Below are 23,417 nucleotides of genomic sequence, written 5' to 3'. Positions count from 1 at the left end.
TTAAATTGTATATTTATTTTAGGAGGGGTATATGCCATCACAAAAACAGCTAAATGCGCAGCTAATTGATGCTGCTAAAAAAGGACAGCTAGATTTTGTTCAGAAAGCTATACAGGGTGGAGCAATTATTAATACAATAGATGATGATTATGGGAGAACTGCTTTAATATGGGCTGCTGACAATGGTCAACTAGAGATATTACAATACTTGATAGAAGAGGGAGCAAATGTTAATGCAGAATCTCCGGGAAACATAACTGCTCTAATTCATGCTGCTGCCCATGGTCATCTTGAGGTAGTACAACTTCTAATAGCAAATGGAGCTGATTTAAATGTGAAACGTAAAGGTCAATTCTCTGCCCTAACATATGCTATTGTAAATGGCCATACGGAGATAGCAAAGCTTCTAACTAGATATCATTTAATAGCTAATCTTGATATGTCAATACCTCGCTTGCCTCTTCCTACTTGTATACCAGAGTTATCATCTTATTGGTATGACTGTAAGGATGAGCTCAATAAAATGAAGGAAGAAGATAGTGAATTATATAATTTTCTTGTAAGTAAGAGAATTAATGAACAGGTAAGAATTTGGACAGGGAGTGAGACAATACGAAATATTTCACAAGATAGATTAAATATAGAATACTCAATCTATGCTAAAGATTTAACAGGTAAAATAGAATTAGTGATATTTTTTCTTAACAACAGGGAAATAATCAATTCTTTATCGCGGTATTATAAGGTAAGAATTCAAACAATTGATCAGGTAAAAAGGCTACTTGATCGTTTCACAAGAGAACATGTAGAGCTTGAAGTAGAAATTGTTCCAGCACAATTAAACTTTAATACTCAAGAGTTACAACCCCCTAAACTAAAAACATTATCATTTGCACAAATGATTAACAATCATGCAGGATTATTTTCAGCTGCCAAAAATGGTCAATTAGAAACAGTAAGATACCTGATAGAAAAACAGAAAGAAGATATTAATTCAACAGATCACTATGGAAGAACTGCTCTAATGTGGGCTGCTGGAAGTGGCTATTTAGAGGTAGTAAAGTACCTGATAGAAACAGCAAAAGCAAATGTTAATGTGAAAGATGGCTATGAAAACACTGCTCTGAATTATGCTACTAGAAACGGGCATTTAGATGTAAAAGAATATCTGAAAGGTTACATACAAAAAGAACTGCGGAAGAAATACGTCTGCATTGGCGTGAGTGGTGCAATAGGTTATGTTGCAGGTATGACAATATCATGTTCTGCGGGAGCAGCGATTGCAGTTTGTGCAGCATCAGCTACCATTAGTCTAGCGTTAGGTGCAATTTTTGGTTATACAGTTGTAGAAGTAAAAAAAGAGAAAGCAAACACAGGTATAGCTTCTGCGCTTAAAGATGTTTTCACTATTCAAGCTCTAAGTAGAATAGCCTTATAGAGAGTGAAAGTAGGTTTATTGCTTAAGGTTGCATGATTGCCTTAATAACAATAAAAAAATAATAGAAGCAAAAGATATGGCTTGAAAGTTTTCTAAGGTCTTCACTAAAAATGTCTCAACTTGACACTGAAATACAATTTGATTTAACTAATCATATATGTAGGTAATGTCAAACACTAGAATGAGGAAATATGGATAAAAAAGTTAGAATAGAATCAGATAGCTTAGGAGAAGTAAAAGTACCAAGTGAACATTACTGGGGAGCGCAGACTCAGCGTTCTTTGGAAAATTTCAAAATTGGTACAGAGAAAATGCCAGAGCCCCTGATTAAAGCGCTAGCAATAGTAAAACTTGCAGCAGCACGTGTTAACATGAAGCAGGGTAGCATAGATAATAGAGTAGGGGATGCAATCTGCTCAGCTGCAAAGGAAATAATAGACGGTAAATTTAATAATCAATTTCCACTTGTTGTTTGGCAAACCGGGTCTGGGACGCAGACCAATATGAATGTGAATGAAGTGATCAGCAATCGTGCAATAGAAATTTTGGGCGGTGATTTAGGTAGTAAATCTCCAGTGCATCCAAATGATCATGTAAACTGTGGTCAGTCATCAAATGACACTTTTCCAACAGCAATGCATATAGCAGTAGCAGAACAAATAGACCGCTTGCTTATTCCCAATCTTGAAGAATTATATAAAGCGCTAAATAATAAGGTTCATGAATTTAAAGATATAATAAAAGTAGGGCGTACTCATCTGCAAGATGCAACTCCTCTAACACTTGGGCAGGAATTTTCTGGCTATGCAGTTCAGATTAAAAAGGGAATAGAGAGAGTAAAGTCAACTCTAAGCAATGTATATGAACTTGCACAAGGTGGCACTGCAGTTGGCACGGGAATCAATACTAAAAAGGGTTTTGCTGAGGATTTTGCTAAAGAAGTGGCAAAAATCACTAATTTTCCATTTATTTCAGCAAAAAATAAGTTTGAAGCACTAGCAGCAAATGATGCTTTAGTTGAGCTCAGTGGAGCACTCAATACAGTAGCAGTAAGCTTGATGAAAATTGCAAATGATATAAGGTTACTTGGTTCTGGTCCAAGATGTGGAATTGGAGAAATAATGTTACCAGAAAATGAGCCTGGCTCTTCAATCATGCCGGGTAAGGTGAATCCAACTCAATGCGAAGCAGTGACTATGGTATGTGCTCAAGTTATGGGAAATCATGTTGCAGTGACAATTGGTGGCTCAAATGGTCACTTTGAATTGAACGTGTTTAAGCCGGTGATAATTTACAATGTTTTGCAGTCTATAAGACTTTTAGCTGATACAAGTTTAAATTTTGCAGAGAAATGCGTAGTTGATATTAAAGCAAACGAAGAAAGAATAAAGGATTTACTAAATCAGTCGTTAATGCTAGTTACTATATTAAATACGCATATAGGATATGACAATGCAGCAAAAATAGCGAAGCTTGCTTATAAAGAAAATATCACTCTAAAAGAAGCAGCAGCAAAACTTCAACTGCTCACTGAGGAGGAGTTTGAAAGGATAGTGAAACCAGAGGAGATGGTAGGTTAAACTACCACCTTTTTTAGGGTTCTGTCGCATTTGTAGGGAAGTAGAAAGAAGAATGATATAATTGTCTAAAAAAAAAAGCAAAGATGTTTCGTATCAATCAAAAATTGTTGCCATATTTCAAAGGATTTAGCTTTTCAGCGGATGTTATCTGTATACATGAAATGTCGATTCTCTTTGAGCTATCGAGATTTGGAAGAAATGATGAGTATAAGGGGAGCAAAATGCTACGTTACAAAGGTGGGTTATCACCACTGATAGATGAGGCAGTAAGGAAAAGAAAGAAGCAGGTTGGTAGTAGTTGGAGAGACTTACATTAAATTAAACGGTAAATGGGTTTATTTATATACTGTAGACTTGTGTGTTAGTAGAGACAAGTCTGCAGCACTTGCATTCTTTCGTAAAGCCTTCAGGAGTAACTATCTTCCTGAGAAAATTGTAATTGATAAAAGCGGCAGTAATACTGCTGCTCTTGATGATTTGAATGCAGAAATTTCTGAAGATTACAGTTCTTCAAATAAAATATCTAAATAATATTGTTGATAGATTTATCAAAAAACTAATAAAGCCAATGCTTGGGTTTAAAAGCTTCCATTCCGCAAAAGACCTGCTGCGAATCAAGCGATAAAAAGAAGGAAAGGAGGGTGACTAAAATGAAGGTTAACTAAAAGGCGTGCTTAAGATTTACAATACCAGCAATAATATTGAATCTCAGGTTATATTTTTTCTGAAAATTGCGATAAACATTCGACATAATCTTAAATATCTTTATCTCTCGTATCTTGTTTTCTACTCTCATTCTAAATGATGCTAATCTTCTATTATGCTCTTTCTGCTCTGGAGTTAATGGCTTTTTACGATACTTTTTATATGGAATTATAACATTGCTTTGCAATTTTTGCCAACCTTGATATCCAGAATCGGCATGTTTTATGCTATCAAGTGGTTTCTTGTTTCCTTATGCGAAAATCACTACACGATATGGCTTTGACACTGATAACATTCTTCCTACTTCTTCGATTCAGTTTTCATAGTGTTGGTTCTTTTTTTTCCTGAATATGATTTCTTCCGTTTTTTACTATCTTCTGGTCTCTGTATTTGCTTCTAAGAAACTTCCCATTAGTTATTCCTGTTGAACTAAGATATAACCGAATTCCTGTGCCTTTTTGATTAAATTTTTTACAACTTTCTCTTTGTAACGTGTTTCATAATAATCTATTCCTCTTTCTACATATTCTTGTCCATACTTCAACATACTATAAAAGATACATGCTAATTTCCTTGCCGTAGCAGTAATCGCTTTTGGTGCACCTAGTCGTTTTTTTAACCTTCTACAATATGCACCTATTCCGCTATTGCTTCTTGATACACAGTGAGCAGCCATTCGAAATGCATTCGCGGCACGATTAATGACTTTACGTGTTCTTGTGCTAAACACTTTTTCCCCTGTAATTTTATTAGCAGGGCTTAGCCCCAACCACGAAGTAAAATGCTTTTCTGATCGCCATTTATTATAGTTAATACCAACTTCCGAAATGATAGTTTGTACAGTTAGTATATCCAATCCAGGAATTTTGGTAAAATCTATACCAGTTACTCGATATAATTCTTCATGCAAAGCAAAGTTTGGTTTACTTTTTCTGTGCTTATTTTTCTCTTCACCTAACTTTTTACTCTCATCAGACTTTGTCTCAAATGTTTTATAATATTCTTAAATGCTCCTGTCACATTCTGCTACTTTTTCCTGATAAATATTATATAGCTCAAATTCTTGCTTTAATGTAAATAGGTGTTCTTTTCTATAGTTTCCTGCTAATGCTTTTGCAATAACAGATTTATCACTTTTTATTCGTCCATCTCTTAGTTCAGCCAATTTTTCAGGATTATTCTCACCATCTATTATTGCTTTAATAATTTGCATTCCAGTTACACCAGTTGTATCGCTTATAACTTTATGTAGTTGAATATTCATTTGTGTTAGCGCTTTTTGCATACGCAAAGTATGTGTAGAAGCATTTTCAATTAAATTTTTACGTTGCCGAACATAACTACGCAATACACACATTTGATCATCTGGCCTAAATGACCCTTGGAGTAACCCGTAACTGTGTAGTTGTTGAATCCATTTGCACATCTGATTTTCTCCCAGGTACATTTTTAACATGTTTTGCGTTTACCAGTTTTACTTCAAATCCGTGTGATTCAAGTACTTGAAACAAAGGAATCCAGTACACTCCTGTTGACTCCATGGCTACTGTATTAACTTTACATTTTTTCAACCATTTTGCTATGTTGTAGAGATCTTACGTAAAGCAGCTAAATTTTTGTATACGTTGTTCATCGCTTCCTTCGGGTACACATACATAATGTACAGCCGAGCCAACATCGATTCCTGCTGCATTAGATCTCTAATTTACTTTTGAACTTTGCCATTTTTAATCTCCATTATATAATAATCCATAATTGAGAAGTGCTTAAGCTTGGGACGGTTGAGTTATACATTCTTCTAATCGAGGTAGCCCAAAAGGCTCAATCAGTGGTTCGACCGTTCCTCCAAAGCCACGCTGTCCTACGGGCACTTAAGGCACCATTGCACAGTTCGGCTATAACTGCAAAAAGCTCTTCTCTACAAAATTATACATAAAATTTGCTATACACTCAGCTAGGAAGTTTCTTTTTGGTTTGACAGGTTTTATCTGTCCGGCGCTGTTCTGTAACATCAGCCAGAATCTTTAGTATTTTTTCTGATGTCATACTTCTATCTTTTGTTATAGTCACTTTTTTGGCGAGTAATGGCTCTATTCTCTTAAGTAACCTACATACATTTGCGTTGTGTACATTGAATAGGCATCCTAAAAATCTATGCGTTATGTAAGTGCGATAGTACAAAATTACGCAAAACAACTTATCTTCCAGAGTTGGTAGTTTTGATCTTCTACCATGACACTTTTTCTGTTTTTCAAGTTTTTCCCATTCAGACCTCACTTTTTCCACCACCTTTTCGAACTCCTCTATAGTTAAACCTGTTATATTACGAAAGTTTCTTGGGTGTTTTTTCATATTATAGTAACTAAAGCTCATTTTTTTCCTTACTTGATCTGCTTATTCTTCTTCTACCTCTCTCACATCATTTTTTCAATCACCTTTTGCAGCAGGTCTTTAGAAGAAACAGATGTACAAGCTTATGCTGCTTCTACTCCAGAATCTACAGAGACAGAAAGTTCTTTTTTTAGTAACTTGTTTAGTATACTTATGAAGCCTTTTTCTTTAATAGGGTCATTTTTTGGTAATTTCTTTTCATGGTTGTTTGGATCTGATGAACCATCAACTGAATCTGATCAAATAATTGCACCAAGTAACTCAGGAGGAGAGGAGCTAACAAACTATCAAGAGGGTGATAATAATATTATATAATAGATTTCTTGCATAACTGGAATGCAAAGAAAAATCAGTTTCAAGTGGCCCGGGAGTGTTAAATAAACTGTGTCAAACCGAGAAGTAAAGTAATAAATTGATAAAAAAATGGAGGTTTGACAATGAGTCAAGCAAACACAACTACCGGTTTGGTAGACTATAAAGAATTAGAAACAAATATCTTATCATCTATACGAGAAGGAAGACCATTGACAGGAAGAGATGGAGCATTAACACCATTTATAAAAAAACTGCTAGAGGGAAGGCGAGATAGAAAACCATTTGTCGGCTGAAAGCAAAGAAAACAAACGAAGAAATTCAAAGACTTTACGGACAAGTATTTGAACTATTGACACCAAGAGATAGAGAAGGAAGTTTCGAGCCACAAGTAGTCAGAAAAAGGCAAACAAACCGAACTTGAAGCAAAGGTTTTAAGTACATATGCCAGTGGCATGGGATATAGCATCGCATGTAGAAGAAATATAAAATATCTGCAGCAGAGATATCAAGTATTACTGACAAATTGTTACCGGTAATCAACGAATGGCGCAGTCGTCCGCTGCAATCTGTATATCCAATAGTGTTCATGGTTTTTTAAGGTCAAGGAGGACGGGCATTGTGTAAGCAAATGTATGTATAACATATTAGCAAAATGGCAGAAAAGAAGTTTTGGGTTTTTATTTGGCTGAAAGTGAAGTTCTGGTTGGGAGTACTATAGCCCTTCTCATAATAGTCCAAAAAGAGTAAGATATGGATTGATAGTAGTGGAAGGTAAGGATGCCAGTAGCAAATAGTTATGACTTAAGAAAAAAGGTAATGGAAGCATTGGATGAAGGAGAGAGTGGAGAAACTGTTGCCAAGAGATTTAAGATCGGAAAAACAACTTTATATGAGTGGAAGAAAAGACGTGAGAAAACGGGAGATTTTCAGTCAAAAAAGCCTGGAAGCGTGGCATAAAATTACCGACTGGAATGCATTTGCCGAATTTGCAAATGAGCAAGGTGGCAAAACTCAGTCAGAGATGCTGGGGCAATATTAGTAGACAAACAATTCATCGAGCACTTAAAAATATAGGATTCACAAGAAAAAAAAGACCTACGGATATAAAGAAAGAAATGAAGAAAAGCGAGCTCAATTTTCAAAGGTTATAGCAACAAAAGAACCTAAAGAATTAGTGTATATAGATGAGTCTGGACACTGAACCTATGGTTATTGCCAGAAAGGACAGCGGTTTTATGCCCTAAAATCTGGGAAGAAAACTCAACGAATTAGCATGGTTGCAGCCTTAAGTGGAAGAAAAATAATTGCTCCGTTAACCTTTAAAGGCCACTGCAATATGGATATCTTTAATAAATGGTTTGAGCAGTTTCTGACACCGATTTTGGAACCTGGACAAACTGTTATCCTTGATAATGCTACTTTTCATAAGTCTAATAAGATTTGCTAAAGGAGTTGGTGCAGAAATTTTATATCTTCCTCCATATTCTCCAGATTTTAACAAAATTGAACATTATTGGTTTGCTATAAAAAACAGAACCAGGAAAAACATTCCTTTATTCAAATCTTTTCGTCATGCTGTCGATTCTTCTTTCTTATGACCTTTTTGGACTATTATGGGAAGGGCTATAATTTTGTGATTATAACCTCCATTTCCAAGTTTTTTTGACTGAAAATCTCCTGTTTCTTTTCTTCTTTGCTGCCACTCCCATAACGTAGTTCTTCCAATTTTAAATCTTGCTGCCACCGTTTCACTGCTTTCTCCTTCTTCTAGTGCTTCCATTGCTTTTTTTATAACTATATGCTGCTGGCATCCTTACCTTCACTACTATAAAACCTTATTTTACCTCGTTTGGACTATTATGAAAAGAGCTATACTTCTCGGTTTGACACAGTTTATTTAACACTCCCGAGAAATGCTATTTTTTTAATGAAATTTCTTGAGTGGTAGATTATTTTTTACAGCTCTAGCTGAGGTAGCTGTCACTACCTGAAATGTAACAAATAAAATACCAATCTTAAATATTGCTATATTTCACGATAGTTTCTCAACTTGACGCACATGCTTTTGGAACATTCTCATTTGTCAAATAGTTTCTGGCATGCTACACAATCTGTAATGCAGGTTTTAACTTACTTTTACGCAATATTGATCATTCTTGAAAAGCAATCTAACATTTTCTATTCCTTGATTGCGAAGCTTTGATGCAGCTGATTTAGCTACTTGAGCGTTTACAAAAAATGCTACATATCCCTTACTTTCTGCATTGTTTTGTTTTGGGTGACGTTTCTGCATTTCTTTTTCATATTGCCTTTTGTAATGAGGAGTATTTTGTATCAATTGTTCTGACCTCTTTCTTAAGTACTCGACTTTTACCTTCGCAAGCCCAGACTTATGAAGTCCTAAAACTTGTGCTGCTTTTTCTGACAAGTCTATTATTCTACCTTCAACAAATGGCCCTCTATCATTAACTCTTATAACAAGCTTTCTTCCATTTTCTAAATTAGTAACACGAACAAAGCAGGGTAGGGGCAAGGTCTTATGTGCTGCAGAAATCAAGTGACGATTAAACACTTCACCGTTGGCTGTAATTGTGCCATGATCTTCTATTCCATACCACGATGCTATTCCTACTTCTTCGTAACAGCTACAGTATTTTGGGTGGTAGGTGATACCATTTATTGTATAGCTATTGCCAATTTTATAATGACCTGCAGTGTGATTACACCTATTGCTAAAACTACAACTACTCATCAAAACGAATATTAGACATAGAAAGGCTAGTTTTTTTATCATTGTACTTAGTGAAATGGTTCGATACCATGAGGATTTTAAATTATACTATAATAAATTTAGTAATAAGTAAACGTCTACTGCCAAATATGCACAGCACTAAAAAAGGTTCTGTCGAATCTATAAACCATAGGAAAAAAGGTGGGATTATAGGAGTTATGAAGCCATTAACATAGCAAAATTCTCAAAAGTAGAAACATTATTTTAATAATTTGTCTTTTTTGAATCATACGAATATTTTCTATGCCTGTGATGGTAATCTTTGCGGAATGGAAGCTTTTAAACCCAAGCATTGGCTTTATTAGTTTTTTGATAAATCTATCAACAATATTATTTAGATATTTTATTTGAAGAACTGTAATCTTCAGAAATTTCTGCATTCAAATCATCAAGAGCAGCAGTATTACTGCCGCTTTTATCAATTACAATTTCCTCAGGAAGATAGTTACTCCTGAAGGCTTTACGAAAGAATGCAAGTGCTGCAGACTTGTCTCTACTAACACACAAGTCTACAGTATATAAATAAACCCATTTACCGTTTAATTTAATGTAAGTCTCTCCAACTACTACCAACCTGCTTCTTTCTTTTCCTTACTGCCTCATCTATCAGTGGTGATAACCCACCTTTGTAACGTAGCATTTTGCTCCCCTTATACTCATCATTTCTTCCAAATCTCGATAGCTCAAAGAGAATCGACATTCCATGTATACAGATAACATCCGCTGAAAAGCTAAATCCTTTGAAATATGGCAACAATTTTTGATTGATACGAAACATCTTTGCTTTTTTTTAGACAATTATATCATTCTTCTTTCTACTTCCCTACAAATGCGACAGAACCCTTTGACGTACTCAAAAAAAGAGAATAAAAGGTACCGATATTACGTATGCAACAATCACTTAAGGGGAAAGAATTGTGAATCAATAAACCGAACAATAGTAGCAGGAGAAGTGGAAAAAGAAATAATGAAGAAAGCGGAGCAGCTATATGAAAAATGGAGAGAAAAAGCAGAAGAGTGGAAAAATTTAAGTTTTGGAAAACAGAAAGAAGTAGTGAAAAAGTTAATAAGAACAGTATTGGTGAGAGAGGATGGAATAGAGGTGAGTTCTGAATCAGAGGAAAAATTTATACCAATGAAGAAGAAAGGAAACAAATGCACAGTAATCGAGCCAGAAGGAAAAACAAATAATGCGTTACTCAAAGCAGTGGTAAGAGCCCATCTGTGGAAACGGCAACTAGAAGAAGGAAAATACAGAAGTGTGAAAGAGCTGAGTGCCAAAATTAGTATAGGTACAAGACGTATACACCAAATTTTAAGATTAAATTATTTAGCACCAAAAATTAAAGAAGATATAGTAAATGGAAGGCAGCCAAGAGATTTGAAGTTGGTTGACTTGAGAGAAATACCGATGCTGTGGAGTGAGCAGATGAAGAGATTTTATGGGTTTAAGCAAGCTGTCTGCCAATAAAAAATAAGATAAATGGGAGTGTTAAATAAACCATACGCGTCAAGTTAAGGAAATATCGTGAAATATAGCAACATTTGAGATGGGCATTTTATTTGTTACATTTATTTTTTTAGGGAGTTCTTATCTAGAAGAAGATGATTTTTTCAGAAGAATCTATAAATTAATAACTTTATTACTTAATATATAAAATAGTTTTTTTTCGTTTCCTTTCTTCCTTATACCACTTTTCCTTAACTTGACGCGTATGGTTTATTTAACACTCCCTCTCAAAGAGGTGCTTTTAAAATGCTATTTGATTAATAACTTTACTGATATAGGTATGCCTATTTTCAAATTTGCCTAGTAAATTCCTTTCATTACTCCTCCTCATTCCTTGCCATTCAACAAAGCCTCCCAGAAGCACCATAAATACGCTTTTCAACACATATTTAATAGAGTTTGTGAAGAAAATGACACTGAACACCGTTTGACAAAAGTCTTGGACAAATGGGCAAGTTGAACGTATTAATAAAACTTTTAAAAATGCTACAGTTAAAAAATATTACCACCGCTCACATCAGCAGCTCAAAAAGCATCTTTACAATTTTATGATGGCTTACAATTATGCTAGAAGAATTAAAACTCTTAATGGTCTTACACCTTTCGAATTTATATGTTTACAGTGCTCCTCATTTATTTACACTACCATCACACTCTGGAACCATGTATCTAAACTTCTGCTGAAACCTTACTGTAATTGTCCTTAGATTATCATTAAATAATATTAAAAATTTAAGCATCTAGACCCATCTGTTGTAAGAAGATAATGTTTTGCCAGTCAATATTATAAATTGACTATAGCATCTTGCTGACGGCTAAGATTTACGTTGACATCGTTAAGATAACTCTTAATGGCTGGCTGGTTATCTATTTTTCTCCTTTTAGTTTTTGTACTCTCTGTGTCTAGAAACCTTTTGTTTCCTAGCAGTAACTCTTCACTTGATACTGAAGAAGAACTTTCGCTATTTTTTTCTACATAAAGCTCTTTTAAGATTGAGACACCCTTAGCATTCAAATCAGATTTTTCAAATTGTAAGAGCGATTCTCTTTTTTCTACCTCATTTTTTAAATATGTTGATTTATCTTCATCTCTAGTAAACAACTTTTGTATAGCATATACAGTATCTAAAGTATCAGGATGATTTATCCCTATAACCTTCTCTTGTAATTCTTGCAATCGTTGAAGTTCTTGTAATGCTTTTTCTTTATCCTCTAAGCAACTATGTAAAACAGCTATATAAAACTTCACAGATAGTACGTTAGGATGATTATCTAAAAATCCATAATTTTTTTGTAGCTTCAGCACTTTCTCAAAATATTGCAATGCTTTCTCTCTTAATTCTCTTTGAATTACTTTTCCTACCTCTATTTCAACAAAATAAGGAGCCGGTTGTAAGTACTGACTACTCTCTTGATTTATCAGAATATCTTGTAGCTGCCTAAATAAAGCTTGTATACTCAATTCACGAGGTAAATCTTCTTTATGTGGTAACGCTTCTTCATTTATAGTTACTTTTTTTCTTTCTTGATTCATAAAGAAATATGCTAAGGCATAGATATATTTTGTATCTAAATTATAAAATTCATACACCTCGGAAGGATCAAGATAAGGATCATCATCGGAGTTAAAATCACTTATTTTAAGGAAAATTTCATTTCTTAGTTGTCTTACATAGTACAAAGTTGTAAATGCATCAGTATATCTTTTTTGCATTACAAATACTTCAGCTATAATAACTGCCATATCTAGATGTTCTTCTATAAGTTCCATGATTTCTTCGTTAAATGAACTAGTAAATATAAAGTTATTGTATTTACTGTACGCTCCCAGGAACAAGAGATTCAACTAATGTATCTTTAACACGAATGTCAGCTGATAGTGCATGATAGCGGTAATATTCTTTCCCACCAGGTGACCAACCTACTATTTTTATTTTTACCCTCTTTCTAAATCTTTCATCCTCTTCTTCTTTCTGCCTCTCTACTCCATAAAACTCAGCTAAATTATCAAGATCTTCTCCCATTGCAAACTTCAGTACATTACTTTTTACTGCCTCATTTATTCTTTGTCTTAGTAACAATTCCCTCCATGCTGTTACTTCTAATACCTTCATCGCTGGGTCACTTTCTACTAATGCTGTAAAACTTTCATCTCTACGCACTAACTCTTCCTTCATTCTCGAAAAGATTTCCTCAAAGTTCAGTGGCTCGATAATATTTGGCTGCTGCATCTTTATACCACAACCCCATCAAAGCGAATGTTTTTCCCACTTGGCACGTATAATCCTTCCAGGTCAAGCGTTACTTTTCCCTCTTTTACTTCTGTAATTTTTACTTTTTCTAATTTAAACCTTTTTTCCCATTTTTCCAAAGCTTCTGCAGTTGCTGCATATATCTCAAGTGTTAAATCTCTATTTATTGGCTTATCCACCAATTCAAATAATCTTGACCCATAATCTCTCCTCATTATTCTACTGTTAATAGGAGTGGTCAGTATATCAATTATCGATTGCTTTAAGTGCTCTATTCCTTCTAACGCTTTTCCTGTTTTAGCATCCATACCCTTCATTTCTATTTTGCAAAAACGCTTTCACTGCATTTTATTACTTTAAAACCACATGAAACTATATCTCCTACTCTTCCTACACTAAGACCATTTGCAAACACTGTTTTTGATCCTTGAATCATTACTTTTCCTTCACTAAAACTTTCTCCTTGTCTACATATTGACTTACCGTTTACAAAAACATTATTACTTCCGCTAATGCAGAAATGTGGTATAGCTTCTCCACAGTAGTCTCCTAACCTCACTATTCCTTTGTTCAATTTAAGTCGATCCTTTCTGCTTTCAGTTTTATTCCACTTTTTGTCATTTCTATACTTGATCCCCCAGCTTTCAGTGTTATTTTGTCTACTACTTCAATCTCTAAATGATGTTTTCCCTTATCATATAACAATCTTGTTCCATCTTGAAACTTCATACTATTTATTTCTTTTTTATTCTCTGGTGCAGGGTATTTTTTCTGATATATTCCTCCTAATACCACTCCTAATGATAGTTCACCAAAAGGAGAAAATACCACAACTTGTTCATCGATACCTGGTGAAGACCAATTTCTATCTTTTCCTGCTTTACTTGTTATCCACGGTAAATAATCTGTTAAAAATTCTCCTATTTTCACTCTTACTTTTGCTTTTTCATAATCTACTTCTTTTACAACTCCTATACGAATGATATTCGCTACTTTTCTACTTAGCTCTGAAATCGCAAAACTATGATCCAACATGTACGTTACCTATCTCTATAATATGCGGTTTAATTCCAGTTTCTGACCACACTGATTTACCAATATGTATCTCATGAACCCATTCTCAACCATCCACACTAAATATGCATCGAGCTCTGGTCTAAAGTCATCTCCTCCTCCTGATATAAATTCTCCTGGTGAAACATTTTTCACGTTCCAAGTGTTTTTATTTACTATTTTCACAACCTCAGCAGCTAATGTTCTGACAATAATAGGGGCATTTTCTATAGTACTATCAACTACTATTCTTGCCTCAAATCTTACCCTCAGAGCTAGTTCACCTGTTCCTGGATCACTTCCTTTTTCAAGACTACTAAGTTCTACTAATACCGCTGGTGCTAACAGTTCTTTTCTTATCGTCGGGTATACTTCGCATGTTTGTATAGTTAGGATTTCTTTCTTCAGTGTAGTACAAATTGCTTGATGTAAATCTATCCAGAACTTTGTCATACCTTTAAAATATAATTTAGCTCATGCTTAAAGTATTTCTCAAACTCTCTCTCACTCTCATAATTAACAAGGTCTTTTATTATTCTTGAGCCTTCAGGTTCCAGTGGTAGCTTTACTTCTTGTATTGGCAATGCTGCTCTTCCTTCACGTTTAAACATACCGCTATTTCCTTTTGGCATAACTGCTGCAAATCCTCCTATAAACTCATGCTTTCCTACTTTCGACCCTCTTCTTGTTTTTTGTATTTTGCCAATTGCCGATGCTCTAATGTCATAGAGATTTGCTCTAATTAACACTTCTAATCTGCTAGTTTTCGCCTTAAAAATTCTTAATCTCTTTCTTATCAAACTTAATTTTATCTTCTTTTCCTCACTGATTTCCTTAGCTGCTTGCGCTTTTAACCATAGTGCTGTTCTATTTAGTGCTTTTATAGCTGCCAGTTTTACTTTCTGCTCTTTTCTGTCAATATTGGAGATTATTTCATTAATATTATTACCAGTTTTAATATCAAACACTTTCTATTGCCTTAATTTTTAATATTTTACCTGAAGAATCTTTCAATGGTGGTTCAAAAATCTTGTAGAACATTTTTTCAATCTTGATATAATCACCTATGCTAAAGGAAGTAACGTCCTGATCACGTATTTCTATAGAAGCAATTTGCTGAGTTAATACTCCATCTGCACCTAGAGAGTACGTAGTGTCGGGACGTTTAATTAGCACTTTTATTTTACGAATACCCTCCTTATTTTTATTACAATATGTGGCTTCCACTCCTAAATGCTCAAAACAGTCTTCTAATAATCTACCTATATTCATCAACTAGAACTAATTTTGACCAAAACTGCCGGACGATGGCACATTGGCAGAGGGTTCGACTGCGTATGTAAATCAGTCCCTCTATCAAACCTCCTTGGCTCTTGTTTTGCATATAGCGGTTTTCCCAAAGTATTTACTATTTCATTAAAATCTGCTGGTGCAAAATATGTTGTAAATGTGCTCGCTGTTCCTAGTGGAAAACAGTGCCCTGTATCTTTCTCAATAAATCTTCTCACCGTTCCTTCAGGGTCAGTTGCTTGCCCTCTATATTCCTCAAATGTGATGCCACAAAACGTAAATCCCGATCTCATATCGTTCCTTAGCACTGCTCCTTCTTGCCATCTCTCATATGCTTCTTTTACTTTAGCATGAGAAGTTAATGCATCAAAAAACTCAGGGCTTACCAAGGCATGAATTCCAGTCATATATTCACCACTTAGATTATCTTCTATGTGCCGGAGTACTTCCAGACACTTACGTTTTACATCTGTTGTTGCTGTTCCAAGGGCAAAATTTACTACTTTTGGTGTTATTTCAAATTCGTTGTACAGATTTAATAATTCTGACCCGTCAGCATCAAGAATAATTCCCTTCAGCGCTCCCATTCGCAAATGTTCCAATGTTATTGCATGTTTGTTCCTCATCAATTGCAAATGATCGGTTATTACATCTGCCAGCGCTTTAAGTTCACTCTCTGATCCAAATGCCCTTATTCCCTGTACTTCCTCTGGTAACACTACATCATCATGTGGAATATGCGGAACCGTAAATGTTCTTACCTTTCTTTTGCCGCGTTTTCCTACTGTTGCTGGTGCCCCTGGTACTTGCGTTGGTAGTAGACTTAAAACTCCATTATGTTCTTCTATTGTAATATGTCTAAATCTTACTGACCTACTTGGAAACAAATTTAGATTTTCAACTCGTCCATAATTTATCGGCAATATATTCATCGCATTTGTTAGTGCCGTCATGCTAAATGCTGTATTTGTAAATGGATTTTGCATTTTTTCTTTTCCCCCTTTGTGTTTTTTTATTGTTTAATATAGCCTTAGACTGCTTTACGGATAATGATCCCTCGTCCTTCAAGTTGCTTTATTGCTGCAGCTTTTTGCTCTTCAGTGATACCTGCTGGCCATACAACTGCATGATCTGCTAGCATTGCTATACGTGTAATGATTACTGCTTTGGCATTTTCTGTCGCATTTACATCACTTGTTATTACACCTATTGCTCCATCTGTTGCAGTTGGATTTAAAGCTTTAATTAAACCATCTTTAGTATCATAACCAACTACTGTTCCCAGCTTTAGATTTTGTCCCTTGGCTACTGTTATCTGATCTCTTGAATATAGACTTGATGCCTCATATTTTAATAGGTCACCCAGATTATTTTGTTCGGTTATACAACTCATAAAATTTTCTCCTTTTGTTATATATTTTAAATGTCTGATTGTGCACGACTTTTCGCTACCTGCATCATCAACTCTTCTCCTGAATTCTGTGGTATTGCACTCAGTATCTCTGTCTTCTTCGTTCTCTCTGCAAGTAATTCCATTAAAACTTCCCTTGCTTGCTCAATACTTACACCCTGCTCAATAAATTCTCCTATTTTCTCTGGCATTCGTGATAAGTTACATAAACGTATTAATTCAACAACTTCAGTACGATACTTAGTTAAATTATCAGTTTCTAGGTCAGTTGTAGTTTGTTTATTCATAGTATTTTCTCCTTTGTTAATAAATTCACAAAATGTTGTTATTCCATCGGCAAGACCTATTTCTATTGCATTATTGCCAAAGTAGAGACCTGCTTCAGTATTTTTTATTGCTTGTACAGAAAGTCCTCTGTTGCGTGCTATAAGTTCAGTCAGCATTTCATATAAGCGATTTACTTCCTCCTCTAAGCTTTTTAAACTTTCTGAACTTATCGGCTCATGTGGGTTTAAATCATTCTTTCTCTTGCCTGCGAAAATAGTTGTGTATTTTACCCCTTGCTTTTCATCAAAACCGCTTTGGTCAATATGACTTGCTATTACTCCAATGCTTCCAACACCAGAGGTTCTACTTACAAAAACCTTTTCAGCGCTAGAAGCTATAGCATATGCAGCAGAATACGCATCATCATTTGCTATTGCTAATATTTTCTTTTTTGCTCTTGATTCGTAAATAAAATCAGCTAAATCAAATACACCGTTTACTTCTCCTCCTGGACTATCTACATCCAAAAGAATTATTTCCACTTTTTCATTCTCCAAAGCTTCTGCTATTTCCTCTTGTATCTTCTCGTACGATGTCATGCCTAGAAAATCATCAAAAGCTCCTGGTTTTTTAGTTAAAATGCCATGTATTGGTATAATTGCTGTCTTTTCTATATTGTTCTTTACATAGTGTTTTACGTTTTTAAAGATAGGTTGTTTTTGACTTTGGAGAGATAGTAGTTCAAAACTTTTTGGTTCAAGCATTAATGGTCTACTTAGAAACATTGTTTCCTCCAACATCAGAATCAAATATTAAATTGAGACTATTGGCACGTTTATTATCCTCTGCTATTTCTTGATCAATTTCTTCTACATCGTAACCCATTTCTGATACTACTTCTGATCGACTCTTAAATCCATTTCTTACTGCCATTTGCTGTGCTTGCTGATCTTTTAGTGGATCCACCCAATCAAATCCCTGTGGTATCCATTTTACTTCTTCTTTCGCTGCTTTTACTACTTTTTCATCTATACAGAGTTCTCCACAAAGTACTGCTAACTCTAGCCATCTACTCCATACTGGTCTGCAAAATTGAAATACTATAATGTTGTGTTGCAGCATAGCGCATCGACGACGAAACTCTATTAATCCCGCTCGAATGGATGAATAATTAACGCCTGTTAAATCTCCTGTTAGCTGCTCATATGTTATCCCTGTGCCTATTGCTATTGCCCTCAGTTGCTGTCTCATAAATGCTTCATAACTTCCTCCAACATCAGACGGCTCTGAAAATTTTATATCTTCTCCTGGATCTAAAAGTTGCATTGTTCCAGGTTCTAGGCCAGATAGTGCTACTCCTTGCTCATTTGACTCACTTTCACCTAAAATATTTGCTTCAGGATCGAGTCTAGTAATGAATCCCGCAAACATTGCTGCAGTCTTTTTTCGTACTAATTCTGCATCATCATACTGGTCAAGTTCGTAAAGTTTTAAAAGCACGTTAGAAAGCCAAGGTTCTCCTCTAATTTGTCCAGGTCTTAGTGGTCTATAAATATGTAAAACATCATTTGCTGGCACTCTCACTGATTCACCAAATGAGCCTTCGCCTGGATGTTCTCTAAATAAGTAATATGCTTCTCTCTGCCCAAGTCTATTGAACTCAATCCCGTTTCTTATTACATTACCATTTCCTAAAGTTTGATTTGTTTTATTATCTAAATGTTCAGACTCAAGTACTTGCAGTTGTAATGGCACAGAAAATCTATCTTCCAGCTTTCTCGTTCTTAAACGTACAAAACATTCTCCTCCCTCTATCATACTTCTGCATACTAGAGCTTGTAATCCATAAAAATCACTTATTCCACAGCTATCTGCTTCATCTGTCCATTTTAGCCATAATTCTTGCACCTTCTTTCGAAATTCTGCATTCTTTGCTTTTGACTGCGGTTTTATTCCTGTGCCAATAGAATTGCTCATAATAGTATCTATAATATTTGCTGCATATGGATTTTTTCTTACCATATCACGAGAGCGGCTACGCAAGTGCTCAAGGCTTTGAGAAAGCAAATTATTTATGCTTCCTGCTTCTCCTTGCCAATACATTACCCTTCTTCCTGAGCCTGCTGCATCCCATGCAGAACTTTTGATTTTTGGCTTGCCAAATAATTGTTTGAAGGTTTTTAACATCCTGATAACCAAAATTCTCTTAATTCTTTCAAAGTTCCGTTAAATTTATTTCTGTCACATTTTCCGATTCCTTCTACTTCATGCGGCTTTGCTCCTGTTTGACCGTCGGTATATTGCCATAGAGTCCAGTTCCTCCATCCTATTGGTAATGTCAGTTTTGTTCCCCATTTTGCTAACCATAGTGGACATTCTGTTAAAGTTGGCGTGGCAAAATCCTTGAGAAAACTAGGGCTTCCATAAATTAACGGCAAACGTCCGGTTACTAAATAGACCCTATTTACAAAGTCCTCTGCTTGTTTTGGCATTATGCTTTTTCCATCTTTGTTTTCCTCAATGTCAAGGGCTAACAATATATTTGAACTATCACCAATTGTTTCGAGAAAATGCTCAGCTTGGTCTTTGCCGCTTTTTTCCCCGACACCAAAATGGTATGCACCCCAAAGCAATTCCTCTTTTTCAGCGGCTTTTTTCCTTTTTGTATATTCAGGATCTACGTACTTTACCCCCTGGGTGGCTTTGTGAATTATGCCTACTATGCCATCTTCTTTTGTTAATCTAAAATCTATCTCCTGATTCCAGTGCGACAAATCTATTACTGCATTTATAAGCATGCCTGGTGTAGCGGTAGCTATCATATACCTCAAGTGCTCTAGAAAATCTGGGTATCCATTTTCTACCATGCAACTTCTCATACCACTCCTTTATTCGTTGAAATAACAATCTTTCTTTTTGGTTTTTGACCTTCAACCTTGAGCTCAGCCTTGATTCTTTGTCTTAAGTTTAAAAGATCGTTTATTTGCACTTCAGCATATCTCACAACATGGTCACCATATGCAATTGATACTACTCGCTCTCCGCTTTGCAGCTTCTTTATTGCTTGTTCAACTTGAAACAAATACTCTTCGTTATACATTTTTCAACCACTTACTCTGTCTTACTTTTTTAGGTTTTTTACTTTCTCCACTCAAACTATTCCATTTACTCTCTGGCCATCGATCGATTCCAAGCGCAATAGATGCAGCCCTAGCATAAATTCGGCAATCTAGTACTTCATTTCTTTCTCTTACCTTTTGCCACTCTTGTTTGGTGTATCCTTTTACTACCTTACTGACTAATTGCTCTGCCGTTAGCTGCTTAAAATATTCAGGTGCATACTCCGGAAAATGACAATATCCAGGTAGAGCTTTTCCCTCTTCTTCTTTCAAAATATTAAGTAGTTGAAAAAGCTCTGACTTTAATATCGATACTCCTACTGGCCAGAGCTTTATTCCTCTTTTCAGCTTTTGACCGCCAACTGTTATATCAACTCTACTTGGGCTGCTAAGCGGCACTAGTGCTTTATTTACACCTTTGACTGCCATTACTCTTCCAGATCCTTGATGACCTCTTACCCAATTGTATACTTCTTGTGTTGCATATCCTGCATCTACTGCCATCATACTTATCATATATTCAAGCCCATTTTCACCGATAAAATGATGACTCAGAAGCTCCGAAAGCTTTCCCCATACTTCCCCACTCCCAGTATCTCCTTCAAATACTCGGTAGTCTATTGACCAACTTTCGCGGCTTTTTCCCCATGCTACAACTTCTACTTCTAACCGATCTTTTTGTACATCTACTCCTGCTGTGAGAACTACTTCACCCTTTGGTACTGTGCCAATTTGATAAGATTCTCTCCTGTTAAATAATTGCTTCCAGTCCGGTACTTCTCCTTTGTCTACCCAGGTTTCTCCAAGCGTTGTATTTATCCAAACTTTCAGTAATTGTTCACTTTCTTTGGCATGGAGAAAATCTTCTACTGCTTGTTGCCAACTATACCAGCCAACTGGACTATAAAGACTTGAAAGATGAAATCCTTTTTTCTCACCTTTTACTCTATTAGTAGGTCTCCATTCTCCACGCTCAAGCATCTCTGTCTTTTGATGATTTTCTATTTTGCCGCTACATTCAGTGCAGACATAATGTGCTGTTTTCGAATCGTTATTTTCCCATTTTATTTGTGACCATTTTAGAACTTGATAGTAATTACAATATGGACATGGTACAAAAAAATATCTCTTATCTGTTGCTTCAAATTCCTTTTCAATTCTGCTTATTCCATGAATCGTTGGTGTTGACACTAAAAAAATCTTTCGCCTTGCAAATGTATTAGTTCGGGCAATACTGAGCAGCACTGGATCTCCTTCTCCTCCTGAATCTCCTGGATAGGCATCTATTTCATCAAGAAAGAGATATTTTACTGGCATGGATCTAAGTCCTACACTGCTATTCGCTCCAGTTATTACTACTATTCCACCTGGAAACTCCTTACTTTGTACAGTATTGCCTGAGTCTCTTGATCTTGGGTCTTTTACTTTACTCTTTAAACATGGTGTACTCTCTATCAACGGTGCAAATCTTCCCTTCGACCAACGTTTTCCCATTTCGACTGTTGGCTGTACTACTAGCATTGGTCCTGGTGTTTGATCGATGATATAGCCAATCCAATTGTTGCCAGCTTCTGTTCCCCCAATCTGCGCTCCTTTCATGAATACTACTTTTTCAGCCGGTGAAGAAGGAGATAGTGAATCCATGATTTCTTTTAAATAAGGAGTTCTTTCCGTTCTCCATTTACCTGGCTCTGACGCTGCAGTTGGCGCTAAAACTCGATACTCATTTGCCCACTCTGATACTTTAAGCTCTGGATCTGGTTTTAAACCTTCAGAAAAAGCTCTAGCGTATATCATTGTCTGCATTTACTCATAATTGGTTCTATCTCAATATTGTTAACAGTAGAGTTTATTCCTCCACACTCCTCCAATTCCATAAACATCTTTTTCTGAAACTCTTTTTCTATATATCTTTTGCTCATCTCACTTATCATTAGTGCTATAATAAGCGCAAATACCCCTGTTATTGTTGCAAAAATGATTGCACTGCTTATTGTTGTTGCTGTTAACCCTATATATGCTGCCATTGCTACTGCACTTACTGAAGTAAAAATGCAGATCACATTATTGTATTTTCTTACTTTTACTTCTCTATGTTCTATACACCTATTCAGAGCACAATAAACTGGTGAATTTATTACAGATACTCTCCTTTCGTCTGGTAATTTGACGTTCTTTTCTTTAAACAAAGCTTTAAGTAACTCTAAATTATTTGACTTGATTGCTAAATGCAAAACAGGTGTGTAATTTGCTCCTTTTTTCAGCAGTAACTTTACTACATGTAAATGCCCTTTTTCTGCAGCAAGGTAAATCGGTGATAGACCTTTATTATTTGAAACGTCAATATCAATTTCTTCTTTTAAAATAGACTCTACAATCTCAATTTCTCCTCTTTGTGCAGCTAAATGGAGTAGACTATTCTTTTCAGAACCGTATTTATTACTTATCAAAGCCTTCTTTATCTCAGGTTTAGCGTAATCAAATGGTGTCTTGCCGCTATCGTCTTTTACCAATGGATCTATATCTTCTCGCGTTAGTAAAACTTCTATTGTTTTAAGTCTTTCAGCATAATGTAGTGGTGTTTTATTTTCATAGTCTTGCAAATTGACTTGAGCATTAGGCTCCTTTATTAAGGATTTGAGGATATCAAGACATAAGTCTCTTTCATCATAATTAGTATTACTTACAGCTATATGCACAGGCGACAATTTCATTGAGTTTTGTCCCATGCGCGTGCTATTTACATCTGCTCCAAGCTTCAGCAGTAACTTTACTATCTCCAACTTTTTATTATTAACTGCATAGTGCATTGGTGTCTGATTTCGTGCATCAAAGACATCTATTTCAGCATTTCCTTCTCTTACTAAAATCTTTACAACTTCTACATGTCCAATACCAGCTGCCAAATGTAATGGCGTATGATGCAGAGCATTTCGTATATTAACGTCAATACCTTTTCCTATCAAATATCTAACTGCATTAACTTCACCTATCATTGCAGCTAAATGAAGTAAGCTATCTTCCTCAGAGCCATATTTATTATTGACTAATGCCTCTAATATCCTTGTCTTTTCACCTTCTTTTGCATAATCTAAAGAGGTTTTGCCTTCATTGTCTTCAACAAAAGGATTAATATTCTTCTTTGTTAGTAACAAATCCACCATGCTTAATTCGTCAAATTCTATAGCGCAATGTAGTGGTGTCTTGCCATTTAATCCTCTAACATTAACATCTAATCCAGGTTGATTAATGAGGCACTTTATTAATTCTAAACTTAAGTGAGCAGACATTTTAT

Annotated in this window: 18 protein-coding genes and 12 pseudogenes; 8 read left to right on the top strand and 22 right to left on the bottom strand. The window is 35.4% G+C overall.

What is annotated here, in order from left to right; genetic code table 11:
* Positions 1-31: 31 nt before the first annotated feature.
* From ACICP1_RS03075 to ACICP1_RS03065, 3 genes and pseudogenes are all read left to right on the top strand, one after another.
* Entirely contained in the window at positions 32-1,438 is a 1,407-nt protein-coding gene (locus ACICP1_RS03075) for an ankyrin repeat domain-containing protein (RefSeq protein ID WP_395461047.1), read from the top strand.
* Between the two features lie 191 nt (positions 1,439-1,629).
* On the top strand, positions 1,630-3,018 hold the full coding sequence (gene fumC, locus ACICP1_RS03070; protein ID WP_010401666.1) for a class II fumarate hydratase: 1,389 nt from the start codon (positions 1,630-1,632) through the stop codon (positions 3,016-3,018).
* Between the two features lie 83 nt (positions 3,019-3,101).
* Positions 3,102-3,616, top strand: a pseudogene (locus ACICP1_RS03065) (IS6 family transposase); the annotation flags it as partial.
* Between the two features lie 63 nt (positions 3,617-3,679).
* On the opposite strand, the pseudogene ACICP1_RS03060 reads toward ACICP1_RS03065, so the two are convergent.
* The 3 pseudogenes from ACICP1_RS03060 to ACICP1_RS03050 form a co-directional block, all read right to left on the bottom strand.
* A pseudogene (locus tag ACICP1_RS03060) lies at positions 3,680-4,110 on the bottom strand (transposase family protein); the annotation flags it as partial.
* 28 nt (positions 4,111-4,138) lie between these two features.
* Positions 4,139-5,448, bottom strand: a pseudogene (locus tag ACICP1_RS03055) (IS110 family transposase).
* Between the two features lie 237 nt (positions 5,449-5,685).
* Positions 5,686-6,096, bottom strand: a pseudogene (locus tag ACICP1_RS03050) (helix-turn-helix domain-containing protein); the annotation flags it as partial.
* A 171-nt stretch (positions 6,097-6,267) separates the two neighbouring features.
* On the opposite strand from ACICP1_RS03050, the gene ACICP1_RS03045 reads away from it, so the two are divergent.
* The 3 genes and pseudogenes from ACICP1_RS03045 to ACICP1_RS03035 all read left to right on the top strand — a co-directional run bounded on the left by ACICP1_RS03045 (position 6,268) and on the right by ACICP1_RS03035 (position 8,027).
* The gene (locus ACICP1_RS03045; protein WP_264686405.1) at positions 6,268-6,429 is read left to right on the top strand and encodes a hypothetical protein; all 162 of its coding nucleotides are present in this window, start codon (positions 6,268-6,270) and stop codon (positions 6,427-6,429) included.
* 122 nt (positions 6,430-6,551) lie between these two features.
* Positions 6,552-7,125: pseudogene (locus ACICP1_RS03040) on the top strand (transposase); the annotation flags it as partial.
* Positions 7,126-7,206: 81 nt separating this feature from the next.
* Positions 7,207-8,027: pseudogene (locus ACICP1_RS03035) on the top strand (IS630 family transposase).
* Positions 8,028-8,056: 29 nt separating this feature from the next.
* Here ACICP1_RS03035 and ACICP1_RS03030 read toward each other — a convergent pair.
* The 3 genes and pseudogenes from ACICP1_RS03030 to ACICP1_RS03020 all read right to left on the bottom strand — a co-directional run.
* A pseudogene (locus ACICP1_RS03030) lies at positions 8,057-8,240 on the bottom strand (IS630 family transposase); the annotation flags it as partial.
* 314 nt (positions 8,241-8,554) lie between these two features.
* The gene (locus tag ACICP1_RS03025) at positions 8,555-9,223 is read right to left on the bottom strand and encodes a septal ring lytic transglycosylase RlpA family protein (protein WP_012481726.1); all 669 of its coding nucleotides are present in this window, start codon (positions 9,221-9,223) and stop codon (positions 8,555-8,557) included.
* Between the two features lie 153 nt (positions 9,224-9,376).
* Positions 9,377-9,998, bottom strand: a pseudogene (locus tag ACICP1_RS03020) (IS6 family transposase).
* A 66-nt stretch (positions 9,999-10,064) separates the two neighbouring features.
* On the opposite strand from ACICP1_RS03020, the pseudogene ACICP1_RS03015 reads away from it, so the two are divergent.
* Both ACICP1_RS03015 and ACICP1_RS03010 read left to right on the top strand, forming a co-directional pair.
* Positions 10,065-10,691: pseudogene (locus ACICP1_RS03015) on the top strand (zinc ribbon domain-containing protein); the annotation flags it as partial.
* A gap of 412 nt (positions 10,692-11,103) precedes the next feature.
* A pseudogene (locus ACICP1_RS03010) lies at positions 11,104-11,437 on the top strand (integrase core domain-containing protein); the annotation flags it as partial.
* A gap of 77 nt (positions 11,438-11,514) precedes the next feature.
* On the opposite strand, the gene ACICP1_RS03005 reads toward ACICP1_RS03010, so the two are convergent.
* The 16 genes and pseudogenes from ACICP1_RS03005 to ACICP1_RS02930 form a co-directional block, all read right to left on the bottom strand.
* Positions 11,515-12,501: a tetratricopeptide repeat protein gene (locus ACICP1_RS03005; RefSeq protein ID WP_395461046.1), complete on the bottom strand. Its 987-nt coding sequence runs from the start codon at positions 12,499-12,501 to the stop codon at positions 11,515-11,517.
* A 46-nt stretch (positions 12,502-12,547) separates the two neighbouring features.
* Positions 12,548-12,961, bottom strand: a pseudogene (locus ACICP1_RS03000) (baseplate assembly protein J); the annotation flags it as partial.
* Positions 12,962-12,963: 2 nt separating this feature from the next.
* Complete coding sequence (locus tag ACICP1_RS02995; protein WP_264376411.1) at positions 12,964-13,299, bottom strand: GPW/gp25 family protein; 336 nt, start codon at positions 13,297-13,299, stop codon at positions 12,964-12,966.
* Between the two features lie 2 nt (positions 13,300-13,301).
* A complete protein-coding gene (locus tag ACICP1_RS02990; protein ID WP_264376410.1) occupies positions 13,302-13,556 on the bottom strand; it encodes a PAAR domain-containing protein in 255 nt (84 codons plus the stop codon).
* Positions 13,553-14,017 carry a phage baseplate assembly protein V gene (locus tag ACICP1_RS02985; RefSeq protein ID WP_264376409.1) on the bottom strand — a complete coding sequence of 155 codons (465 nt, stop codon included), beginning with the start codon at positions 14,015-14,017 and terminating at the stop codon, positions 13,553-13,555. The genes ACICP1_RS02990 and ACICP1_RS02985 overlap by 4 nt, the downstream gene beginning before the upstream one ends.
* Positions 14,004-14,488, bottom strand: a pseudogene (locus tag ACICP1_RS02980) (hypothetical protein). The gene ACICP1_RS02985 and the pseudogene ACICP1_RS02980 overlap by 14 nt, the downstream one beginning before the upstream one ends.
* Complete coding sequence (locus ACICP1_RS02975) at positions 14,485-14,976, bottom strand: phage tail protein (RefSeq protein ID WP_395461304.1); 492 nt, start codon at positions 14,974-14,976, stop codon at positions 14,485-14,487. Before ACICP1_RS02975 ends, ACICP1_RS02980 begins: the two are co-directional and overlap by 4 nt.
* A 19-nt stretch (positions 14,977-14,995) precedes the next feature.
* Complete coding sequence (locus tag ACICP1_RS02970; protein ID WP_264954015.1) at positions 14,996-15,307, bottom strand: hypothetical protein; 312 nt, start codon at positions 15,305-15,307, stop codon at positions 14,996-14,998.
* A complete protein-coding gene (locus tag ACICP1_RS02965) occupies positions 15,307-16,311 on the bottom strand; it encodes a major capsid protein (RefSeq protein WP_264954014.1) in 1,005 nt (334 codons plus the stop codon). Before ACICP1_RS02965 ends, ACICP1_RS02970 begins: the two co-directional genes overlap by 1 nt.
* A 44-nt stretch (positions 16,312-16,355) precedes the next feature.
* Positions 16,356-16,718, bottom strand: coding sequence for a head decoration protein (locus ACICP1_RS02960; protein WP_264954013.1), 363 nt, complete (start codon positions 16,716-16,718; stop codon positions 16,356-16,358).
* 26 nt (positions 16,719-16,744) lie between these two features.
* Positions 16,745-17,788, bottom strand: a complete 1,044-nt coding sequence (locus ACICP1_RS02955) for a S49 family peptidase (protein ID WP_264954012.1) — start codon at positions 17,786-17,788, stop codon at positions 16,745-16,747.
* Complete coding sequence (locus ACICP1_RS02950) at positions 17,775-19,190, bottom strand: phage portal protein (protein ID WP_264954011.1); 1,416 nt, start codon at positions 19,188-19,190, stop codon at positions 17,775-17,777. The genes ACICP1_RS02955 and ACICP1_RS02950 overlap by 14 nt, the downstream gene beginning before the upstream one ends.
* Positions 19,184-19,870: a glycoside hydrolase family 25 protein gene (locus ACICP1_RS02945; protein ID WP_395461028.1), complete on the bottom strand. Its 687-nt coding sequence runs from the start codon at positions 19,868-19,870 to the stop codon at positions 19,184-19,186. Before ACICP1_RS02945 ends, ACICP1_RS02950 begins: the two co-directional genes overlap by 7 nt.
* Before the next feature lie 8 nt (positions 19,871-19,878).
* Positions 19,879-20,103 carry a gpW family protein gene (locus ACICP1_RS02940; RefSeq protein WP_230609214.1) on the bottom strand — a complete coding sequence of 75 codons (225 nt, stop codon included), beginning with the start codon at positions 20,101-20,103 and terminating at the stop codon, positions 19,879-19,881.
* Positions 20,096-21,919, bottom strand: coding sequence for a phage terminase large subunit family protein (locus ACICP1_RS02935; protein WP_264688722.1), 1,824 nt, complete (start codon positions 21,917-21,919; stop codon positions 20,096-20,098). The genes ACICP1_RS02940 and ACICP1_RS02935 overlap by 8 nt, the downstream gene beginning before the upstream one ends.
* Positions 21,916-23,412, bottom strand: coding sequence for an ankyrin repeat domain-containing protein (locus ACICP1_RS02930; protein WP_353272097.1), 1,497 nt, complete (start codon positions 23,410-23,412; stop codon positions 21,916-21,918). Before ACICP1_RS02930 ends, ACICP1_RS02935 begins: the two co-directional genes overlap by 4 nt.
* Positions 23,413-23,417 lie beyond the last annotated feature (5 nt).

It is taken from the genome of Wolbachia endosymbiont (group B) of Ablattaria laevigata, from assembly GCF_964277395.1.
GTDB lineage: Bacteria > Pseudomonadota > Alphaproteobacteria > Rickettsiales > Anaplasmataceae > Wolbachia.
The sequence above is the reverse complement of the archived record's forward strand: the minus strand, read 5'-3'. Positions and strand labels throughout refer to the sequence as shown.